Genomic DNA, 16,674 nt, shown 5'->3' with positions numbered 1-16,674 from the left:
ACGCCTCCTCGCGATTGACTGAAACTGCCGGATGATTGCACAATCCTCCAAATTGGACCAAAGCCGATGTTCCGGCTCTGGTTCGCGTGCGTGATAGTACCTAGATTGGGCGGGTGTTATCCGAGGAGACCTGCCGTGGACAAAATCACCGAACTCGCACAATTGATCGAAAAGCATACGGGCGCCGATGGCCTGTTTTCGACGGATATTCCGCGTTTGAATCTCGCGCGCGCCACGGCCCCGACTGAACCGAACCATGTTGTCCACGAACCTGCCGTCTGCGTCATCGCGCAAGGTCGCAAGCGGACAATGCTTGGCGATGAAGTCTATTACTACGACAAGGCAACCTACCTGACCGTATCCGTTGACCTTCCCATTGTTGGTCATGTCATCGAGGCATCGGAGGACGAGCCCTATCTCTCCATGAAACTTGATCTTGACCCCACCATGCTCAGCGCATTGCTGCTTGAAGCGCCGAAGGAAAGTTTCAGCAACCAGCTTCCAGACCGCGGGATGTCGCTCAATCCCATGGGACCGGAACTGCTTGACAATGTCGTGCGCCTCATTCGCCTTCTCGACTCGCCAAAAGACATTCCGATGCTGGCACCGCTCACCGAGCGGGAGTTGCTCTATCGGCTCCTGACCGGTGAACAGTCAGGGCGTTTGCGCCAGATTGCCCAGTCGGAAAGCCGTCTGCATCAGGTGAACAAGGCGATAGGGCTGATCAAACGCAATTTCCGCAAAACGCTGCGTATCGAACATGTGGCTTCCGAAGCCAATATGAGCCCGTCTTCGTTCCACCAGCATTTCAAGGCGGTAACGTCCATGAGCCCGCTGCAATATCAAAAGCAGCTTCGCTTGCAGGAAGCGCGCCGACTGATCCTCAGCCAGTCATTGGATGCGGCAACAGCCGGTCATACGGTTGGCTACGACAGTCCGTCACAGTTCAGCCGTGAATATGCGCGTCTCTTCGGTCAGCCACCACTGCGCGATATAGCCCGGTTGAAAGACATGCCGGACTATCTGCTCGAGGGTTAAAGCCGCTTGCCGGTTGCCTTGTCAAAAATATGCAGGGCACCGGCATCGATGGCGAAACGTTGGGCAGCCCCTGCCGTGATGCTGGATTTTGGCGGCAGGCTGGCGGTTAAGCGCTGATTGCCGATGGTTGAGGTAACAACCAGTTCCGGGCCTGTCAGTTCAACCACTTCCACCATCGCATCAATGCCCAGCGCAGTATCTCCTGATGCTGTCAGGCTGAGGCTTTCCGGGCGAATGCCGATCACCACATCACGCACCTGACCGGCCTTTTCCCTGATCTCTTCCGGCAAGACGAAACTGCCGATCGACCCGTCAATATGAGCCACTCCGTCAGCCACGGTTGCTTCCAGCATGTTCATTGGCGGCGACCCGACAAAGCTGGCCACATACCGTGTAGCGGGGCGGTTATAAACCTCATCCGGCGTTGCCAACTGTTCGATCTGGCCGTCGCGCATCACCGCGATCCGTGTTGCAAGGGTCATTGCCTCGATCTGATCGTGGGTCACATAGACAATCGTGGTTCCCAGCATCAGATGCAGACGTTTGAGTTCCGTGCGCATTTCCATGCGCAGTTTGGCATCAAGGTTGGAAAGCGGCTCGTCGAAGAGAAAGATTTGCGGGTTGCGCACCAAAGCCCGTCCGATGGCAACGCGCTGGCGTTGACCGCCCGAGAGTTCGGAGGGTTTGCGTTCAAGCAGATTCTCGATCTGTAGGATTTTGGCGGTCTTCTGGATCGCCTCCGTGCGCTCTTCCGCCGGAACCTTGCGCATTTCCAGCCCGAAACCGATGTTGCGTGCTACGGACATGTTTGGGTAGAGCGCGTAGGACTGGAACACCATGGCGATGTCGCGATCCTTCGGATGCACGCCCGTCACCGAGCGGTCGCCGATCCGCACATCACCTTCCGTTGCTTCGGCTAGTCCGGCGATGATATTGAGAAGCGTTGATTTCCCGCAGCCCGATGAGCCAAGCAGCACCAGAAACTCTCCGCTTGCCAATGAAAGGTCAATGCCTTTCAGGGTTTCAACAGTGCCGTAGCGCTTGCGGATGTCGATAAGGTCAAGGGCGCTCATAGCGCATTCTCCGGCATAGTATCGAGGTCATGGCTGTCATAGCGGCGCGGTACGGTTGAAATGGCTTTGGAAGCCACATGGACACCGGCGGCGATGCATTGCTGCAGCGGCATTTCTCTGGCGAGAGCTGCCAGAAAAGCGGCGTTGAAAACATCACCAGCACCTATCGTGTCCGCAACGAAAACCGGCGGCGCATCGGTTTTTACCAACTCATTATCCGAGCCAATGGCCAATGCCCCATCCGGTCCGCATTTGACCACGACAATCGCATTGTCCGGCATCAGCGCCTTGAGTTTGTGCGCGGCATCGGCAGGCTCAACACTATTGGCAAGGCGGGTTGTTTCCACCTCATTGAACAGGGCGCAATGGCAGCGCGATAGCCATTTGCGGGTTGCCGCGCGATTGGCCTCTGTCCAGCCGCCGATTGGCCAGCCCGTATCCAGTGCAATGCGAATATCGTTGGCATCAGCCCAATCGAACAGCGCATCGTAATCTGCAACCAGTGTGTCGGTCAGGAATGATCCGCACAGAAGGATGTAACCACCACGTAATTGCCTGACATCGAGCATATCAAGCACTTCCGGCCATGAAAGCGCACCGAGGTGCCCGCGTGTGGTGAAGAATGTGCGCTCACCATTGGGATGGGTGATGCCGACAGAAAGAGTGGTTCCGGTTGGAGCAATCGGCCAGCGCTTACCCCGTTCCCCAAATTCCTTGTGCAGCCATTCGCCGAACTGGTCAGTCCCGACATTGGCGGCGATCTGGAAATCGATGCCTAGTCCTTCCCAGGTCAGGGCGGAGTTACCGGCAGAACCACCAACGCGCAGTTCGTCATAATCAACCATGATCTCGGTTCCGGGCGTCGGCCAGGGATCGGCAGGCCCGAGGATCAGGTCAACATTCACATTTCCAATAACGGCCAGTGGACGCATGTCTCATTCGCTCCGTGTAATCTTGGTTGAGCGAACGGGCGTTCCGACATCGGCTACGCGCTCACCTGAGAAAGCGATCATGAAACGCTGAGCGGCAGGCAGAAGAGCGAAGATGGCTGCGATACCGGTGGCTTCACCGACATTTACAGTTGTCGCTCCATCAATCGGTGCTTCGCCTGATGCGTCAAACACGACGACAGGTGATCCAGCCTCGGATGCGGAGATTGCCATTCTTGCGACGAGTTCAGCCGTGGCATCCTTGGCGCGAAACAGCACCACGCCAATTTTTGGTCCGAGCATTTCCATTGGACCGTGACGCAGCTGCCCGCCTTCCAATGAGAAGCAGGGAATCCGTGACAACTCCGTCAGCCCCAGCGCAATGGCTTCGGCAACACCCTGCAAACGGCGACCTGATGTGACGACGGAGGAAACTCCACTCAGTGTCTTAACGGCAGCATCAATGTCGGGTTTGCTGCCTTCTTCAAGGAGCTTCAGCGCAGCCGACGGATCGTCGCCAAGCGCGGCCAGGACGGCAAGATGCAGCGCAAAGCTGACGGTGAGACTGCGGGTAGCAGCGAAAGCGTTTTCAGTTCCACCGGCACCAACCAGTGAAGGCACGGTACGGGCGAGCGTTGATCCGCCTTCAAGTGTCAGCCCAAACGTATCAGGGGCAATCCCGGCCTCATCAAACCAGCGCAGCACTTCAGCGCTTTCGCCTGATTGGGAGGTCACAAGAATTGTTTTACCGGCAATTGGCACGGGCTGGCCAAGCTGCTCCGACAAAGGCATGGCGACGGCATCAATACCCAAGCTGCGATAGAGCGGCTCAACGGCACGGTTAACAGCGTGAGAACCGCCCATGCCAAGCAGGAGAAGGCGGCCAGTCTTGCGCAGCGATTGGGCGATTGTTGCGGCAAGCGGTGCAGCGGCCTCGAAGGAGGCAATTGCATCGGCATTCTGCCGTGCCGTTTCCTTTTCGATTGCCACAAGGCCGGCAGGCCGGTTTGTATCAGAAGTCATACTTATCCTTTGACGCCGCCATTGGTCAGGCCTGAAATCAGGGCACGCTGCATAAAGAGACCGATGATCAGCGGCGGCAAGGCGGCCAGCACACCCGCTGTGGCTATCAGTCCATAATCGGAGACCCGCCCGCCCGCGAGATCGGCAATGGCGACGGTGAGGGTTTTTGCCCGCTGGTCAGAGGTGAACAGCAGGGCATAGAAGAATTCATCCCACGCAAGCAGAAAGGCAAAGAGCGCGGCGGTTGCCATAACAGGCGCTGCCAGCGGGAGGGTGATCAGGCGCAGGATCTGGTCAAGTCGCGCGCCGTCAACGGTGGCGGCGCTTTCGATTTCGCGCGGAATGGAATCGAAGCCGGATTTCATCAGCCATGTGGTGAAAGGGGCAAGGATGGTGAGATAAACCAATGCCAATCCGAAGACATTGTTCAGAAGCCCGAGCCACGACAGGGCCATGTAAAGCGGGACAGCCAAGGCGACGGGCGGCAGCATATAGGTGGCGATGACGGCATAAAGCGACCAGCCGACACTTGGTGTGCGCGATACCGCCCATGCGGAGGGGATAGCGACAAGAAGCGCCGCCGCTGTTGCCATGCCTGCCACCTCAAGGCTGTTGAACAGCGAGGCAACGAATGCTTCACCCGCGCTATTGGCGGCGCTCGACAGGAGAACACCATAACGCGACAAATCGATGGTCTCAGGCCACCAGCGCAGCGGCTTGGTAATGAGGTCGGTGGTCGAAGAAATGCTCATGATGAACAGCCAGACCACAGGCGCAAGAATAACTGCTGCCAGTAGCAGGGCCGCAATATAAACAAAAATAGTGGCTGTCAGGCTGCGGCGTTCCATCAGGAGGCTCCTGCACTTTTGCGGATGAGTGCCGCATAGGCCACGGCAAGAATGGTGACGAGAAGCGTGACAATCAATGCAAGCGATGCACCGGAACCTGCGCGTTGGAATGAAAAGGCTTCCTGATAGACGAGGATTGACAGGGTGCGGGTGCTATTGGCGGGACCGCCACGGGTCATCACCCAGATAATGTCAAAGACTTTGAAGGCTTCGATGGTGCGCAGAACCAGCGCAACCATCAGCGGGCCTGCGAGATAGGGCATGATGACAAAGCGGAAGCGCGACCATGCACCGGCACCGTCCACCATGGAGGCGGCGGTGATATCGCGAGGAACAGCCTGAAGCGCGGCAAGCGCAATCAGAGCTACCAGTGGAAAGTTCTTCCAGCAATCGGCAACGATCAATGCGGTCAAGGCAGTGCCGGGCTCCCCCAGCCACGACCGGTAGGTATCGAGAAGGCCGATCTGCGTCAGCGCAGCGTTGAGGGCACCATATTCAGGATTGTAGATCAGCCGCCACAAAGTCGCATTGACCACCGTAGGCAATGCCCATGGCAGGATCATCAACGCTCGCAGCACGGAGCGGCCATAAAACTGCTGGTTCAGGAGCAGGGCGGCGAGGACGCCGATCACCATTTCCGCCGCAACGGAGAGGACGGCGAACAGCGTGGTGGTGATCAATGTACGCTGGAAATTGGAGCCGGACAGGATTTTCACGTAATTGTCGATGCCGACGAAATTGCCTTCGGTGCCAACCAGTTTGGCATCGGTGAAGGACAGGCGCACCGTATCGACAAGCGGCCAGCCGATAATCGCGATCATGACGATGAGGAGTGGCAACATCAGAAGCCACGCGCGGGTCGTAATCCAATTGCTCGTCATAAAAATCAGCCTGCCACAATATCAATCATTGAGAAAGATACGGGCGGCAGCACTGTTTCTGCCGCCCGCATGGTTGCATCAAAGACCGCTGTTCTCAGCGGCGGTTTTCAGCGCATCCTCAGGCTTGCTCTGGCCGAGCAGCGATTCCTGAACAGCCTGTTGCAGGGCGGTCGACAGTTCCTGATACTTTGGCGTTGTCGGGCGTGGATACATGGCGGCAAGGCTTTGCTTGGCCGCTGCAATCAGTTCTTCCTGCCCCTTGGATACGGCCGGATCCGTATAGGACGATGCCCAGATCGGCAGGCTCAGCTTGGCATACTGGTTCTGCGTCTGCTGCGAAGTCATGAAGGTGATGTATTTCCATGCCTCGTCAGGGTGTTTGCTGGTCGAGGTGATGCCAAGACCCATGGAACCGTTGACGGCAGAGACCGTGCTCTTGCCATCAATGCCGGGAGCGGGCACGACACCGACCTTGCCCGCGACCTTGCTGTCCTTCGGGTCATTGGCCATATTGTACATGTAGGTCCAGTTGAGCGCGAAAGCGGCTTCGCCATTCTGGAATACCCGGCGCACATCCTCCTCAAGGAATTCCTTGGAATTGGGATTGGTCAGGCCAGACTTATAGCTGTCGACCATATAGTTGAGTGCATCAAGACCGCCACCTGTCTGGAACACAGGCTTGCCATCCTTGATGAAGCTGCCGCCATAGGCGCTGACCAGCGTGGTGTAATCGCAAATGGCCGCTTCCGCCTGCGACCAGCTCCAGGCGATCGGCGTTGCCAGCAAACCCTTGTCCTTGATGATTTTGGCCTGTTCGGCGAGTTCGCCCCAAGTCTTTGGCGGGTTCTTGATCCCTGCCTTTTCGAGGATTTCTTTGTTGTAGAACAGATATTTGGTATCGAGAATCCATGGCATGCCGTAGCGCTTGCCCTGATATTCGACGGTCGTCCATGCGCCGGGGAGAACGCCCGTTTTCATATCGCCGGTGATCTTGTCCGATACGTCAAGCAACACCTTGTTGGTGGCGTATTCCGCAGGCCAGATCACATCGAACAGAACAACGTCGTAACCGCCGCCGGAACCCTGCGCCAGAACGGTTTTGTCGTGCAGACCTTCGTAAGGAACGAATTCGAGATTGACGGTCACATCAGGATTGGCCTTGGTGAAGGCTTCCGTCATCGCGCGGACATCCGCCTCGCTATAGGCGGCCTGCGCCATGAACAGGGCGTTGATCTTGGTTTCCGCATGGGCAGGAGAGGCGAGCGCCGCTCCCAAAAGGGTTGCGCTTAGAAGCGCTGTCTGAATGGATTTCAACATGATACCTCCTATTGGCCTTGTAGCTCGCGCACCATCCATTATAGACGGCGCCGATTGGTCGTCACAGTCCGGGAGCTTTTCTTGTTCAGGATCTGCCCGTGACGTGTTACGCCCAGCCAGTGCTCACATTCCCCAAGACTCTTGTGGTCTTTTGCATTAAATCAATTGTCTTGACTTATTTCTTGATCAATATTGTTCTGGTGTCAAGAGGGGACAGAATGGACGCGAGAAAATCGATCCGGGCGAAGAGCGGAACCAATCTGGGTGGTGCCAGTGCACATAACCGGCGCATCATGATTGATGCTTTGCGGGTGAATGGTGCGCTGTCCCGTGCCGATCTTGCACGAGCGACCGGACTGACGCCGCAGACAGTCTCCAACATCATTGAAGAACTGGCCAGTGACGGGCTTGTGCAATCACAGGCGAGCGTCCGCAAAGGACGCGGCCAGCCAGCAACGCCTTACCAGCTTGTGCCTGAAGGGGCCTTTGCCATCGGCTTGCAGATTGACAGGCACATCACGCGAGCGGTGATTGTCAATCTTGTTGGCGATGTGCTGGTTCAGTTCGAGTCCAAGTTACCTGCTGGGGGCCCAGCCGAAGGTGTTGTCGTCATTCTTGATCTGGTTGAAAAGGCCCGTAAAGCGCTAACGGCGCAGTTCCCGCAGGCGGCAAGAAAGCTTGTTGGCCTTGGCCTCGCCATGCCGGGGCCATTCGGGATTAACGAGCTTTATGACGATCCATGGATGATGACGGCTTGGCAGAATTTCCCGCTGGTTGAGCGGATCGCTGAAGGCACGGGCCTTGAGGTTGCCTTGCAAAACGACGCCTCTGCGGCGGCAACCGCCGAGCGGTTGATGGGGGCTGCGCACGGCCTTGATCATGTGGTCTGCATCTATCTTGGCTATGGCCTCGGTGCCGGATTGATCCTCAACGGCGAAATCTATGGCGGTGCCTATTCCAATGCTGGTGAGATCGGCATGATGCTGGCGCTGGCACCGGGTGACGGTGCGGATGTGGAGCCGTTGGAGCATTACACATCCATGGCCTCGCTATGCAATGTGCTGGGGCTCGATCGATCTGATCCGAAGCTGTTCGAACTTGTCACCGATGCGGTGGTCAAGGGCGGACCCGTGGTGGAACGCTGGATCGACAATGCTGCGGATCGCCTGCGCCGCACGGTGCAGATGCTGGAATCCATTTTTGATCCCCAAACCACGATTTTGTGTGGAGGCGCGCCGAAGGTGTTGATCGACAGCCTTATCACGCGCATGGAACCCATCTTGCCGTCTATCGCCGACCGGGCGCTGCGTTACCCCGAGCCCCGTCTGCAGGCGGGGCTCGCTGATCCTTGGTCCGTTGCCTTGGGAGCGGCCGCGGAACCGATCGCGCGGGCTTTCGATCCGCGCTTCTCGGCAATCTTGAAGACCCCTTAAGCCGCGTCTTTGATCGCGTCACCCAGCATCGACACGATAGTATCCATCTGTTCTTTCTCGACGATCAGCGGCGGCGAAAGAGCGATGATGTCGCCGGTGACGCGCACCAGCAGACCCTTCTTGAAGCAGTCGGTGAAGACGTCGTAACCGCGCCCGCCGACGGCATCAGGACGTGAGGCAAGCTCGATACCGGCAACCAGACCAATCGTGCGGATATCAACGACGTTCGCAAGACCCTTCAGGCTATGGAGTGCATCCTGCCAGTGCTCAGCCATTTCGGCGGCGCGGGTGAGCAGGCCCTCCTCTTCATAGACTTCAAGCGTGGCCAGACCGGCGGCACAGGCAACGGGATGGCCGGAATAGGTATAGCCGTGGAAAAGCTCGATCTGATTTTCAGGGCCGTGCATCAGCGCATCGTGAATAGTTTCGCTGGCAAATACAGCACCCATCGGCACGGCACCATTGGTCAGCCCCTTGGCGGTGGTGACGAGATCAGGCACGACGCCGAAATAATCGACGGCAAAGGGTGTGCCAAGACGGCCAAAGCCGGTGATCACTTCATCAAAAATCAGGAGAATGCCGTGTTTCTGGCTGATCGCACGCAACCGTTCCAGATAACCCTTTGGCGGCAGGAGAACGCCGGTTGATCCGGCAACAGGCTCGACAATAACGGCGGCAATGGTCTCGGCGCCATGCAGCGCGACCAGCCGTTCCAGATCGTCAGCCAGATCAGCGCCATGCTCAGGTAGACCTTTGACGAAGGTATTGCGAACCGGATCATGCGTATGGCGGATATGGTCGGTGCCCGGCAGAAGCGGGAACACGCGGCGATTATTGACCAGCCCGCCGACGGAGATACCGCCAAAGCCGACGCCGTGGTAACCGCGTTCGCGGCCAATGACGCGCGTGCGTGTACCCTGACCGATGGCGCGCTGATAGGCGATGGCGATCTTGAGCGCGGTATCAACGGACTCTGAACCGGAACCGGTGAAGAACACTTTTGTCAGTCCAGCCTTCTTGCCACCGGGCGCGCGTGCTGCAAGCTTTTCAGCAAAGTCGAATGCGAGCGGATGTCCCATCTGGAAGGAGGGCGCATAGTCCATGGTCACCAGCTGGCGCGCCACCGCATCGGCGATCTTTTCGCGGCCATGGCCAGCATTGACACACCAGAGTCCCGCCGTGCCATCGAGTACCTGTCCGCCATCGACATCGATGTAATACATGCCCTTGGCGGAGGCGAGCAGGCGTGGTGCCGCCTTGAACTGCCGGTTCGCCGTAAAGGGCATCCAGTAATTTTCGAGTGACGGGGTATTGCTCATCAGCATGGTGGAGACTCCTCTTCTCCCGCCAGCAGGTCATGCTTTCTATTCACCAACAAGTCCTTTTCTTTGATTCTATAACCTATTGAATTTACTGATCTGATGTTTCATAAGTTCGCTATATCGAACATGGAGAACAGTCGAGGAGGCAGGGTGTGCAAATTGATCTGGGCGGACGGCTCCGTTATCTCCGGCAAAGACACAATCTGTCGCAGCGTGAACTTGCCAAGCGGGCCGGTGTGACCAATTCCACGATTTCGCTGATCGAGTCCAATCAGACCAATCCGTCGGTTGGAGCACTCAAACGCATCCTCGATGGCATTCCAATCGGCCTATCCGAGTTCTTTGCTATCGAGCCTGATCTCAAGCAAAAAGTGTTCTACGAGGCGGGTGAACTGGTCGAGATCGGCAAGGGCAATATCTCTTATCTCCAGATTGGCGAAAACCTGTTTGGCAGGGCGTTGCAAATCCTCAAAGAACGCTATGAACCGGGCGGCGATACCGGCCGTGTCATGCTTGTGCATGAGGGCGAGGAAGGTGGTGTTGTCATCAGCGGCAGAATTGAGGTCACAGTCGACGATCAACGGCGCATTCTCGGGCCCGGCGACGCCTATTATTTCGAGAGCCGCCAGCCGCACCGATTTCGTTGTGTCGGTCCAAATCCTTGCGAAGTCGTCAGCGCCTGTACGCCGCCGACGTTTTGATCAGCGTCCTACCGCAGCGACGAAAACCAGGCAATGAGTTCGGCACTATTGTGAAGCCCGAAGGCACGCATGATGCGGGCGCGGTGCGCTTCTATGGTTCGTTTTGACAGGCCAATTTCATGGGCGATCTGCGCATTGGTCTTGCCCTGTGAGACAAGGGTGAGCACCTGTCTCTGCCTGTCCGAGATCAGGTTGGCATTTCCAGCCACGGTGCGGTTCATCGGCTCAAAGCAATAAAGCGCTTCGGCGAACGGATCGGTATGATTACCGCTGCGCCCGCGTACGCGGCACCAGAAACTCGCCCCATCACGCCGCCGCATCACCCGCTCGTCATAATAGACACGCCCGCCAGCGAAATTTGTTCGCCACATTTCTCCGGTACGAACAAAGTCCGTAATTTTCGGATAGAGACGGCTAAAGCTCTGGTCGATCAATTCGCCGCGTTCATAGCCGAAGGTCTCGGCGAATTCGAAATTGCAATCGCGTATGATACGGTGCGTCGCATAGACCATCGGCACTGGCATGTCGGTTAAGATGAAGCGTTTTGCGCTTCCTGAAACGGCAATGTCGGAGATAGGAAACTCGGCTGCGGTCATGCAGTATTAATACGACTACCTGTGCCACCAAGACAAGCCATACCGTTGCGGCAACGGCAGCCTGCAAAACCTGCCGCAGAGGATGGAGAACAATGGGAGAGTGTTCTTGAAAAAAGTTCGTTCAGATGTAAGCGATGCGCTGGATGGCGTGCTGTTTGACGGCATGACCATTATGGCCGGAGGCTTTGGCCTCTGTGGTATTCCCGAAGCCCTGATCTACGCAATCCGCGATTCCGGTGTGAAGGACCTGACGGTCATTTCCAACAATGCAGGCGTTGACGGCATCGGCCTTGGTGTTCTCTTGGAAACCAAGCAGATCCGCAAGATGATCTCGTCCTATGTGGGTGAGAACAAACTGTTTGCCCAGCAATATCTGTCGGGCGAACTGGAATTGGAATTCAACCCGCAGGGCACGCTTGCCGAGCGCATTCGTGCCGGTGGCGCGGGCATTCCGGCATTCTTCACCAAGACCGGCGTTGGCACCATTATTGCCGACGGCAAGGATGTGCGCGAGTTTGACGGCGAATCCTATGTGATGGAGCGCGGCCTGTTTGCCGATCTTTCCATCGTTCACGCCTTCAAGGGCGATACGGAAGGCAATCTTGTCTATCGCAAGACTGCACGCAACTTTAACCCGATCATGGCCACAGCCGCCAAGGTCACGGTTGCCGAAGTTGAAAATCTGGTGGATGCGGGCAAGATCGATGGCGACCATGTCCATACACCCGGCATTTTCGTCAAACGCATCGTGCATGTGCCCAATCCCGTCAAACATATTGAACAACGGACGACCCGTCCGCGTCTTGTCGCTGCAAGTGAGGTGAACTGAGATGGCCTGGACACGTGATCAGATGGCCGAACGGGCCGCAAAGGAATTGCAGGACGGTTTTTACGTCAATCTGGGCATCGGTATTCCGACACTTGTTGCCAATTTTATTCCGACAGGCATGAGCGTTCAGCTGCAGAGCGAGAACGGCATGCTGGGCATGGGACCTTTCCCCTATGAGGGCGAAGAAGATGCCGACCTTATCAATGCCGGTAAGCAGACAATTACGGAGCTGCCGACAACGAGTTATTTTTCCGGTGCCGACAGTTTCGGTATGATCCGCGGGGGGCATATTGATCTATCGATCCTCGGTGCCATGCAGGTTGCCCGCAATGGCGATCTGGCCAACTGGATGGTTCCCGGCAAGATGGTGAAGGGCATGGGCGGTGCCATGGATCTGGTGGCCGGCGTGAAGAAGGTTGTCGTCGTCATGGAACACGAGGCCAAGGGTGAGGCCAAGCTTCTCGAGGAATGTACGTTGCCACTTACCGGACAGCGTGTCACCGATCTCGTCATTACTGATCTCGGTGTTTTCACAATCGAGCGGCGCGGCGAGCCGAAGATGACGCTGATCGAGATTGCGCCTGGCCTTACGGTGGAAGAAATCAAAGCCAAGACACAAGCGACTTTTGACGTTGCCCTGTAATATAATTTTGCATTATGCCTAATGGAAACCGGTAGAGGATAATCCTCCGCCGGTTTTTCTCGTTTTGAAGCTCACATCCTTATTTCCGCCCGTTTTACTGGCATTTCGTCTGCAATGCTGACGCAATCTCCTCCTGCAATGATCGGGCACTGGATTGAATTATACCCGTTCGCCTATATTAAGCGGTCGGTAGCGAAAGGGTCTATCGCATTGAAGTCTGATTTTTATGGGCTTATGTCACTCAAAGCGCTTTGGCGCATCATGCAACCGATAAAGCGAATGGCGTAACAGCGTGGACTCTTCGACAAACCAACCGGACCTGAGCAAAACACTGGCTTCCATTGTCGACAACAGGGGCAAGCGGAATGTTTTTCGCAGACACCCCTTCCTGTGGGGCGGCGGGCTTCTCATTGTCGCGATTCTGGCAGCCATGTCGTGGTATTCTCGTGGCACGCAATATAGCTATACCGAGAAGCCGCTGACCAAGGGTACGCTTTCCATCACCGTATCGGCAACGGGAACTGTGCAGCCCACCGAACAGGTGGATGTGTCCAGTGAGCTTTCCGGCACGGTTCGCACGGTGCTGGTCGATTACAATAGTTTCGTCGGCCAGGGCGATGTGCTGGCAACGCTCGATATTGACACGATCAACACCAATATCGAGAGCTCGAAATCAAAGCTTCTGGCATCGCGTGCCCGTGTTGTGCAGGCACAGGCAACTCTCGCGGCCAAAAAGAATGCGTTTGAACGCATGACGGCCCTGCAGGACAGCAGGGTTTCATCCGTGCGCGAGCTTGACGTTGCCAAGTCGGAATATGACTCAGCCGTTGCCGCGCTTGATGTGGCGAATGCCGAGGTGGCCGTTTCGGAAGCGGAACTGCAGGTCAATGAAACCTCCTTGCGCAAGTCCAAGATCATATCGCCGATTGATGGTGTCGTGCTGAGCCGTTCGGTTGATCCGGGTGCGACGGTTGCCGCTGCTTTTCAAGCGCCTGTTTTGTTCAAGCTCGCCGGTAATCTGAAAAGGATGGAGTTGCAGGTGAATGTTGATGAGGCTGATGTTGGTCTCGTCAAGCCGGAACAGGACGCGACCTTCAATGTGGATGCCTATCCGGACCGCACTTTCCCGGCAAAAATCGTCAATATCCGTTTTCAACCCGAAACAGTCTCGAATGTTGTCACTTACAAGGCCATGCTGGCCGTTGACAATGAAGACCTTGCCTTGCGTCCGGGTATGACCGCCACGGCTTACATTAATGTCAAGGAAGTCAAGGATGCGTTGCTTGTCCCCAATGCGGCATTGCGGTTTACACCACCCAATGAACCGGTAAAGGTTGAGGCAGCCAATCCTGCTGATCAGACACCAGCTATACCTGATCCAGTCAAGAAGGATGCCGGGGCACAGCGGAATGTCTGGGTGTTGCGTGGTGGCAAGCCAGAGAAGCTTGAACTGCGCACCGGCGCGACAGACGGGCGCAACACAATCGTTCTTTCCGGTGAGATCAAAGCGGGCGATCAGGTGATCGTGGCTGCAAGCACACCGCCAAAATGACCGCGCAGCCCATGCAAAAACCGGTGCCATTGATCGAGTTCCGTGGAGTCACCAAGAGTTACGGAGAAGGTGAGGCGGCCGTTCACGCTTTGGCGGGTGTCGACTTTGCCATTGAGCGGGGGGATTTCGTTGCAATCATGGGGCCATCGGGCTCCGGTAAGTCCACTGCCATGAACCTGATTGGCTGCCTCGATCGGCCAAGCACGGGGCAATATCTGTTTGGTGGCACTGGCATCGACCAACTTGACCGGCATCAACAGACAACGCTGCGGCGGGAACTGCTGGGCTTTGTCTTTCAGGGCTTTAATCTTCTGCGCCGTACATCTGCGGTTGAGAATGTCGAACTGCCGCTGATCTATCGTGGCATGGGCCGCGCGGAGCGTCGGGAGCGGGCTTTGGAGGCCCTGCGGCAGGTGGGTCTGGCAACCCGTGCCAGTCATGTGCCTTCCGAACTGTCAGGTGGCCAGCAGCAGCGTGTGGCCATAGCGCGCGCCATTGTCACCAATCCGCAGGTGTTGCTCGCCGATGAACCCACCGGCAATCTCGATACGAAAACCAGTGCCGAGATCATGGACGTTATCTCCGGTTTCAACAGGAATAATGGCATCACTGTCATCATGGTCACCCATGAACCCGATATTGCCGCCTATGCCCGGCGTATAATCCGCTTTGTCGATGGTCACATCCAGAGCGATGAACGCAGACAGGATTTATAACAATGCTGATCGAAGCGTTCCGGCTGGCACTGCATTCCATGTCACGCAATATGATGCGTTCGTTCCTGACGATGCTGGGCATAGTCATTGGCGTTGGTGCGGTAATTGCCATGGTCACCGTCGGCAATGGCACGCGGCAGCGGGTCACGGGTGAAATTTCAAAGCTTGGTACCAACCTGCTTTTCGTGTCGCCCGGCAACCCGGAGCGGCGTTCAACCCTTGCACCACGCACCTTTGATGTCCGGGATGTTGACGCGATCCGCGATCAGATTCCAGGCATTGCGGCCGTCGCCCCCTTCGGTCAGGTGTCCGGCACAGCCATCCGGGAGGGCAATAGCCGGACTGTATCGGTTATTGGCTCAACCAATGACTTTTTCACCACGATGAACTGGCAGCTGGCATCTGGACGCAACTTTCTGGAATCAGAAGAGCGCAGCGGTCGATCCGTCTGTATTATCGGTGGAACGGTGCGAAAGGTCCTGTTCGGAGATACTATTCCGGATGGGGACCGTATTCGCGTCAACCGCATTTCCTGCGAGGTCATAGGCACGCTGGTTTCCAAGGGCAAAGCCATTGACGGACAGGATCAGGACAACATGGTTCTTATCCCGTTCCGCATGTTCCAGCGCCGGATTGCCGGTTCAACCGATGTGTCGTTGATAACGGTTTCGGCCAAGGATGGCGCGACGGGCCCGGTCAAGGCTGCACTTGAGGACCTGTTCAAAGAGCGGCGCAAGATCCGTGAAACGGGTGACCGGGACTTTGAAGTCACTGATCTCAGTCAGATACTTGGAATTGTTTCCATGACGACGGTTATTCTGACTGGACTGCTTTCTTCTATTGCGGCGGTCAGCCTGCTTGTCGGCGGTATCGGCATTATGAACATCATGCTGGTTTCGGTGACGGAGCGAACGCGCGAAATCGGCGTACGTCTGGCCATTGGTGCGACGGAACGGCAGGTTCTGACCCAATTTCTGGTGGAGGCTATCGTCCTGTGCCTGATTGGCGGTCTGATCGGCATGATCATCGGTCTGGTGCTCGCCTATACAGCGGTCAGCCTGATGAGCGTGCCCTTCGTGGTTGATCCATCCATTGTGCTGATTGCTTTTGGCTTCTCCGCTCTGATCGGTGTAATTTTTGGTTATTTCCCGGCGCGTCGCGCCGCACGGATGAACCCGATCGATGCCCTGCGCTATGAATAATCAATTAAAGTGATGATGACCTAAATATTTACCTAAAATAAGGTGATCAAATACAGCCAAAAACATACGGTTAAAACAAAGTGGTTCAAATTTAATAGTAAAGACGAATGATAACAATTTATTAGTAAACAATTGCGCGTCTGATAATAATGATAGCGCTGACTTACTTAACCGGGAGGACATTTATATGTTCGGAGATCTTCTTAAGCACCTTCTTGAAGCTGTCGTTAACCTCATTGCAGGTTTACTCGGTAGTTTGCCTATCTAAGATATTTCACCCGGATGCTCGTTAAAGAGCATCCGGGTGTATATATATTTAAAGTTGCTTATACCGAAGTATAAATTTATACATAAATACATTAACAATAGAAAATTTTACTGACAAATATTCCAGCAAAAATTAGCATCAATGTGATGCGATATCTGAGCGATCCACTCCGTCTAATCTTTCTGACATCGTGGGGGAAATAGCCGGTCTGCACGGCCTTAGCCCAAGTGCGAACGGAGAGAAAACAGTCTTTAGGGCGGGCAGAGACTGATGGGCGGGATCGCCGCCGGCGCTGCAAACCAT

At 56.0% G+C, this 16,674-nt stretch carries 16 protein-coding genes; 8 read left to right on the top strand and 8 right to left on the bottom strand.

Going from position 1 to position 16,674, the window contains the following annotated elements; all coding sequences use genetic code 11:
* Positions 1-135 precede the first annotated feature (135 nt).
* Positions 136-1,038: an AraC family transcriptional regulator gene (locus BLU05_RS18215; protein ID WP_227989148.1), complete on the top strand. Its 903-nt coding sequence runs from the start codon at positions 136-138 to the stop codon at positions 1,036-1,038.
* On the opposite strand, the gene ugpC is transcribed toward BLU05_RS18215, so the two are convergent.
* The 6 genes from ugpC to BLU05_RS18185 form a co-directional block, all read right to left on the bottom strand.
* Positions 1,035-2,111 carry an ABC transporter ATP-binding protein gene (ugpC, locus tag BLU05_RS18210; protein ID WP_091882992.1) on the bottom strand — a complete coding sequence of 359 codons (1,077 nt, stop codon included), beginning with the start codon at positions 2,109-2,111 and terminating at the stop codon, positions 1,035-1,037. The genes BLU05_RS18215 and ugpC overlap by 4 nt on opposite strands.
* Positions 2,108-3,043 (bottom strand): PfkB family carbohydrate kinase, encoded by a 936-nt coding sequence (locus BLU05_RS18205; RefSeq protein ID WP_091882989.1) that lies wholly within the window; start codon positions 3,041-3,043, stop codon positions 2,108-2,110. The genes ugpC and BLU05_RS18205 overlap by 4 nt, the downstream gene beginning before the upstream one ends.
* 3 nt (positions 3,044-3,046) lie before the next feature.
* Positions 3,047-4,069, bottom strand: a complete 1,023-nt coding sequence (locus BLU05_RS18200) for an SIS domain-containing protein (protein ID WP_091882987.1) — start codon at positions 4,067-4,069, stop codon at positions 3,047-3,049.
* On the bottom strand, positions 4,066-4,911 hold the full coding sequence (locus BLU05_RS18195) for a carbohydrate ABC transporter permease (RefSeq protein WP_091882984.1): 846 nt from the start codon (positions 4,909-4,911) through the stop codon (positions 4,066-4,068). The genes BLU05_RS18200 and BLU05_RS18195 overlap by 4 nt, the downstream gene beginning before the upstream one ends.
* Positions 4,911-5,792, bottom strand: a complete 882-nt coding sequence (locus BLU05_RS18190) for a carbohydrate ABC transporter permease (protein ID WP_091882981.1) — start codon at positions 5,790-5,792, stop codon at positions 4,911-4,913. The genes BLU05_RS18195 and BLU05_RS18190 overlap by 1 nt, the downstream gene beginning before the upstream one ends.
* 78 nt (positions 5,793-5,870) lie before the next feature.
* Complete coding sequence (locus tag BLU05_RS18185) at positions 5,871-7,109, bottom strand: extracellular solute-binding protein (RefSeq protein WP_091882978.1); 1,239 nt, start codon at positions 7,107-7,109, stop codon at positions 5,871-5,873.
* A gap of 218 nt (positions 7,110-7,327) precedes the next feature.
* Between BLU05_RS18185 and BLU05_RS18180 the strand changes: the two genes are divergently transcribed.
* A complete protein-coding gene (locus BLU05_RS18180) occupies positions 7,328-8,542 on the top strand; it encodes an ROK family transcriptional regulator (RefSeq protein ID WP_091882976.1) in 1,215 nt (404 codons plus the stop codon).
* On the opposite strand, the gene BLU05_RS18175 is transcribed toward BLU05_RS18180, so the two are convergent.
* Positions 8,539-9,867, bottom strand: coding sequence for an omega-aminotransferase AptA (locus BLU05_RS18175; protein ID WP_091882973.1), 1,329 nt, complete (start codon positions 9,865-9,867; stop codon positions 8,539-8,541). The two genes, BLU05_RS18180 and BLU05_RS18175, sit on opposite strands and share 4 nt — an antisense overlap.
* A gap of 149 nt (positions 9,868-10,016) precedes the next feature.
* Between BLU05_RS18175 and BLU05_RS18170 the strand changes: the two genes are divergently transcribed.
* Positions 10,017-10,565 (top strand): cupin domain-containing protein, encoded by a 549-nt coding sequence (locus BLU05_RS18170; protein ID WP_091882971.1) that lies wholly within the window; start codon positions 10,017-10,019, stop codon positions 10,563-10,565.
* A gap of 8 nt (positions 10,566-10,573) precedes the next feature.
* Here the strand turns inward: BLU05_RS18170 and BLU05_RS18165 are convergent, their stop codons facing one another.
* Positions 10,574-11,161, bottom strand: a complete 588-nt coding sequence (locus BLU05_RS18165) for a LuxR C-terminal-related transcriptional regulator (protein ID WP_139210488.1) — start codon at positions 11,159-11,161, stop codon at positions 10,574-10,576.
* An 82-nt stretch (positions 11,162-11,243) separates the two neighbouring features.
* Here BLU05_RS18165 and BLU05_RS18160 point away from each other — a divergent pair, with 82 nt between their 5' ends.
* The 5 genes from BLU05_RS18160 to BLU05_RS18140 all read left to right on the top strand — a co-directional run bounded on the left by BLU05_RS18160 (position 11,244) and on the right by BLU05_RS18140 (position 16,103).
* On the top strand, positions 11,244-11,990 hold the full coding sequence (locus BLU05_RS18160; protein ID WP_091882968.1) for a CoA transferase subunit A: 747 nt from the start codon (positions 11,244-11,246) through the stop codon (positions 11,988-11,990).
* A 1-nt stretch (position 11,991) separates the two neighbouring features.
* On the top strand, positions 11,992-12,633 hold the full coding sequence (locus tag BLU05_RS18155) for a 3-oxoacid CoA-transferase subunit B (protein WP_091882966.1): 642 nt from the start codon (positions 11,992-11,994) through the stop codon (positions 12,631-12,633).
* A gap of 292 nt (positions 12,634-12,925) precedes the next feature.
* Positions 12,926-14,185, top strand: a complete 1,260-nt coding sequence (locus BLU05_RS18150; RefSeq protein ID WP_091882963.1) for an efflux RND transporter periplasmic adaptor subunit — start codon at positions 12,926-12,928, stop codon at positions 14,183-14,185.
* 11 nt (positions 14,186-14,196) lie between these two features.
* On the top strand, positions 14,197-14,901 hold the full coding sequence (locus tag BLU05_RS18145; protein WP_091883198.1) for an ABC transporter ATP-binding protein: 705 nt from the start codon (positions 14,197-14,199) through the stop codon (positions 14,899-14,901).
* Between the two features lie 2 nt (positions 14,902-14,903).
* Positions 14,904-16,103, top strand: a complete 1,200-nt coding sequence (locus BLU05_RS18140) for an ABC transporter permease (protein WP_091882960.1) — start codon at positions 14,904-14,906, stop codon at positions 16,101-16,103.
* The last annotated feature ends 571 nt before the right edge of the window (positions 16,104-16,674 follow it).

Source organism: Phyllobacterium sp. OV277, from assembly GCF_900104355.1.
GTDB lineage: Bacteria > Pseudomonadota > Alphaproteobacteria > Rhizobiales > Rhizobiaceae > Phyllobacterium.
This window is presented reverse-complemented; position numbering and strand designations above follow the sequence as displayed.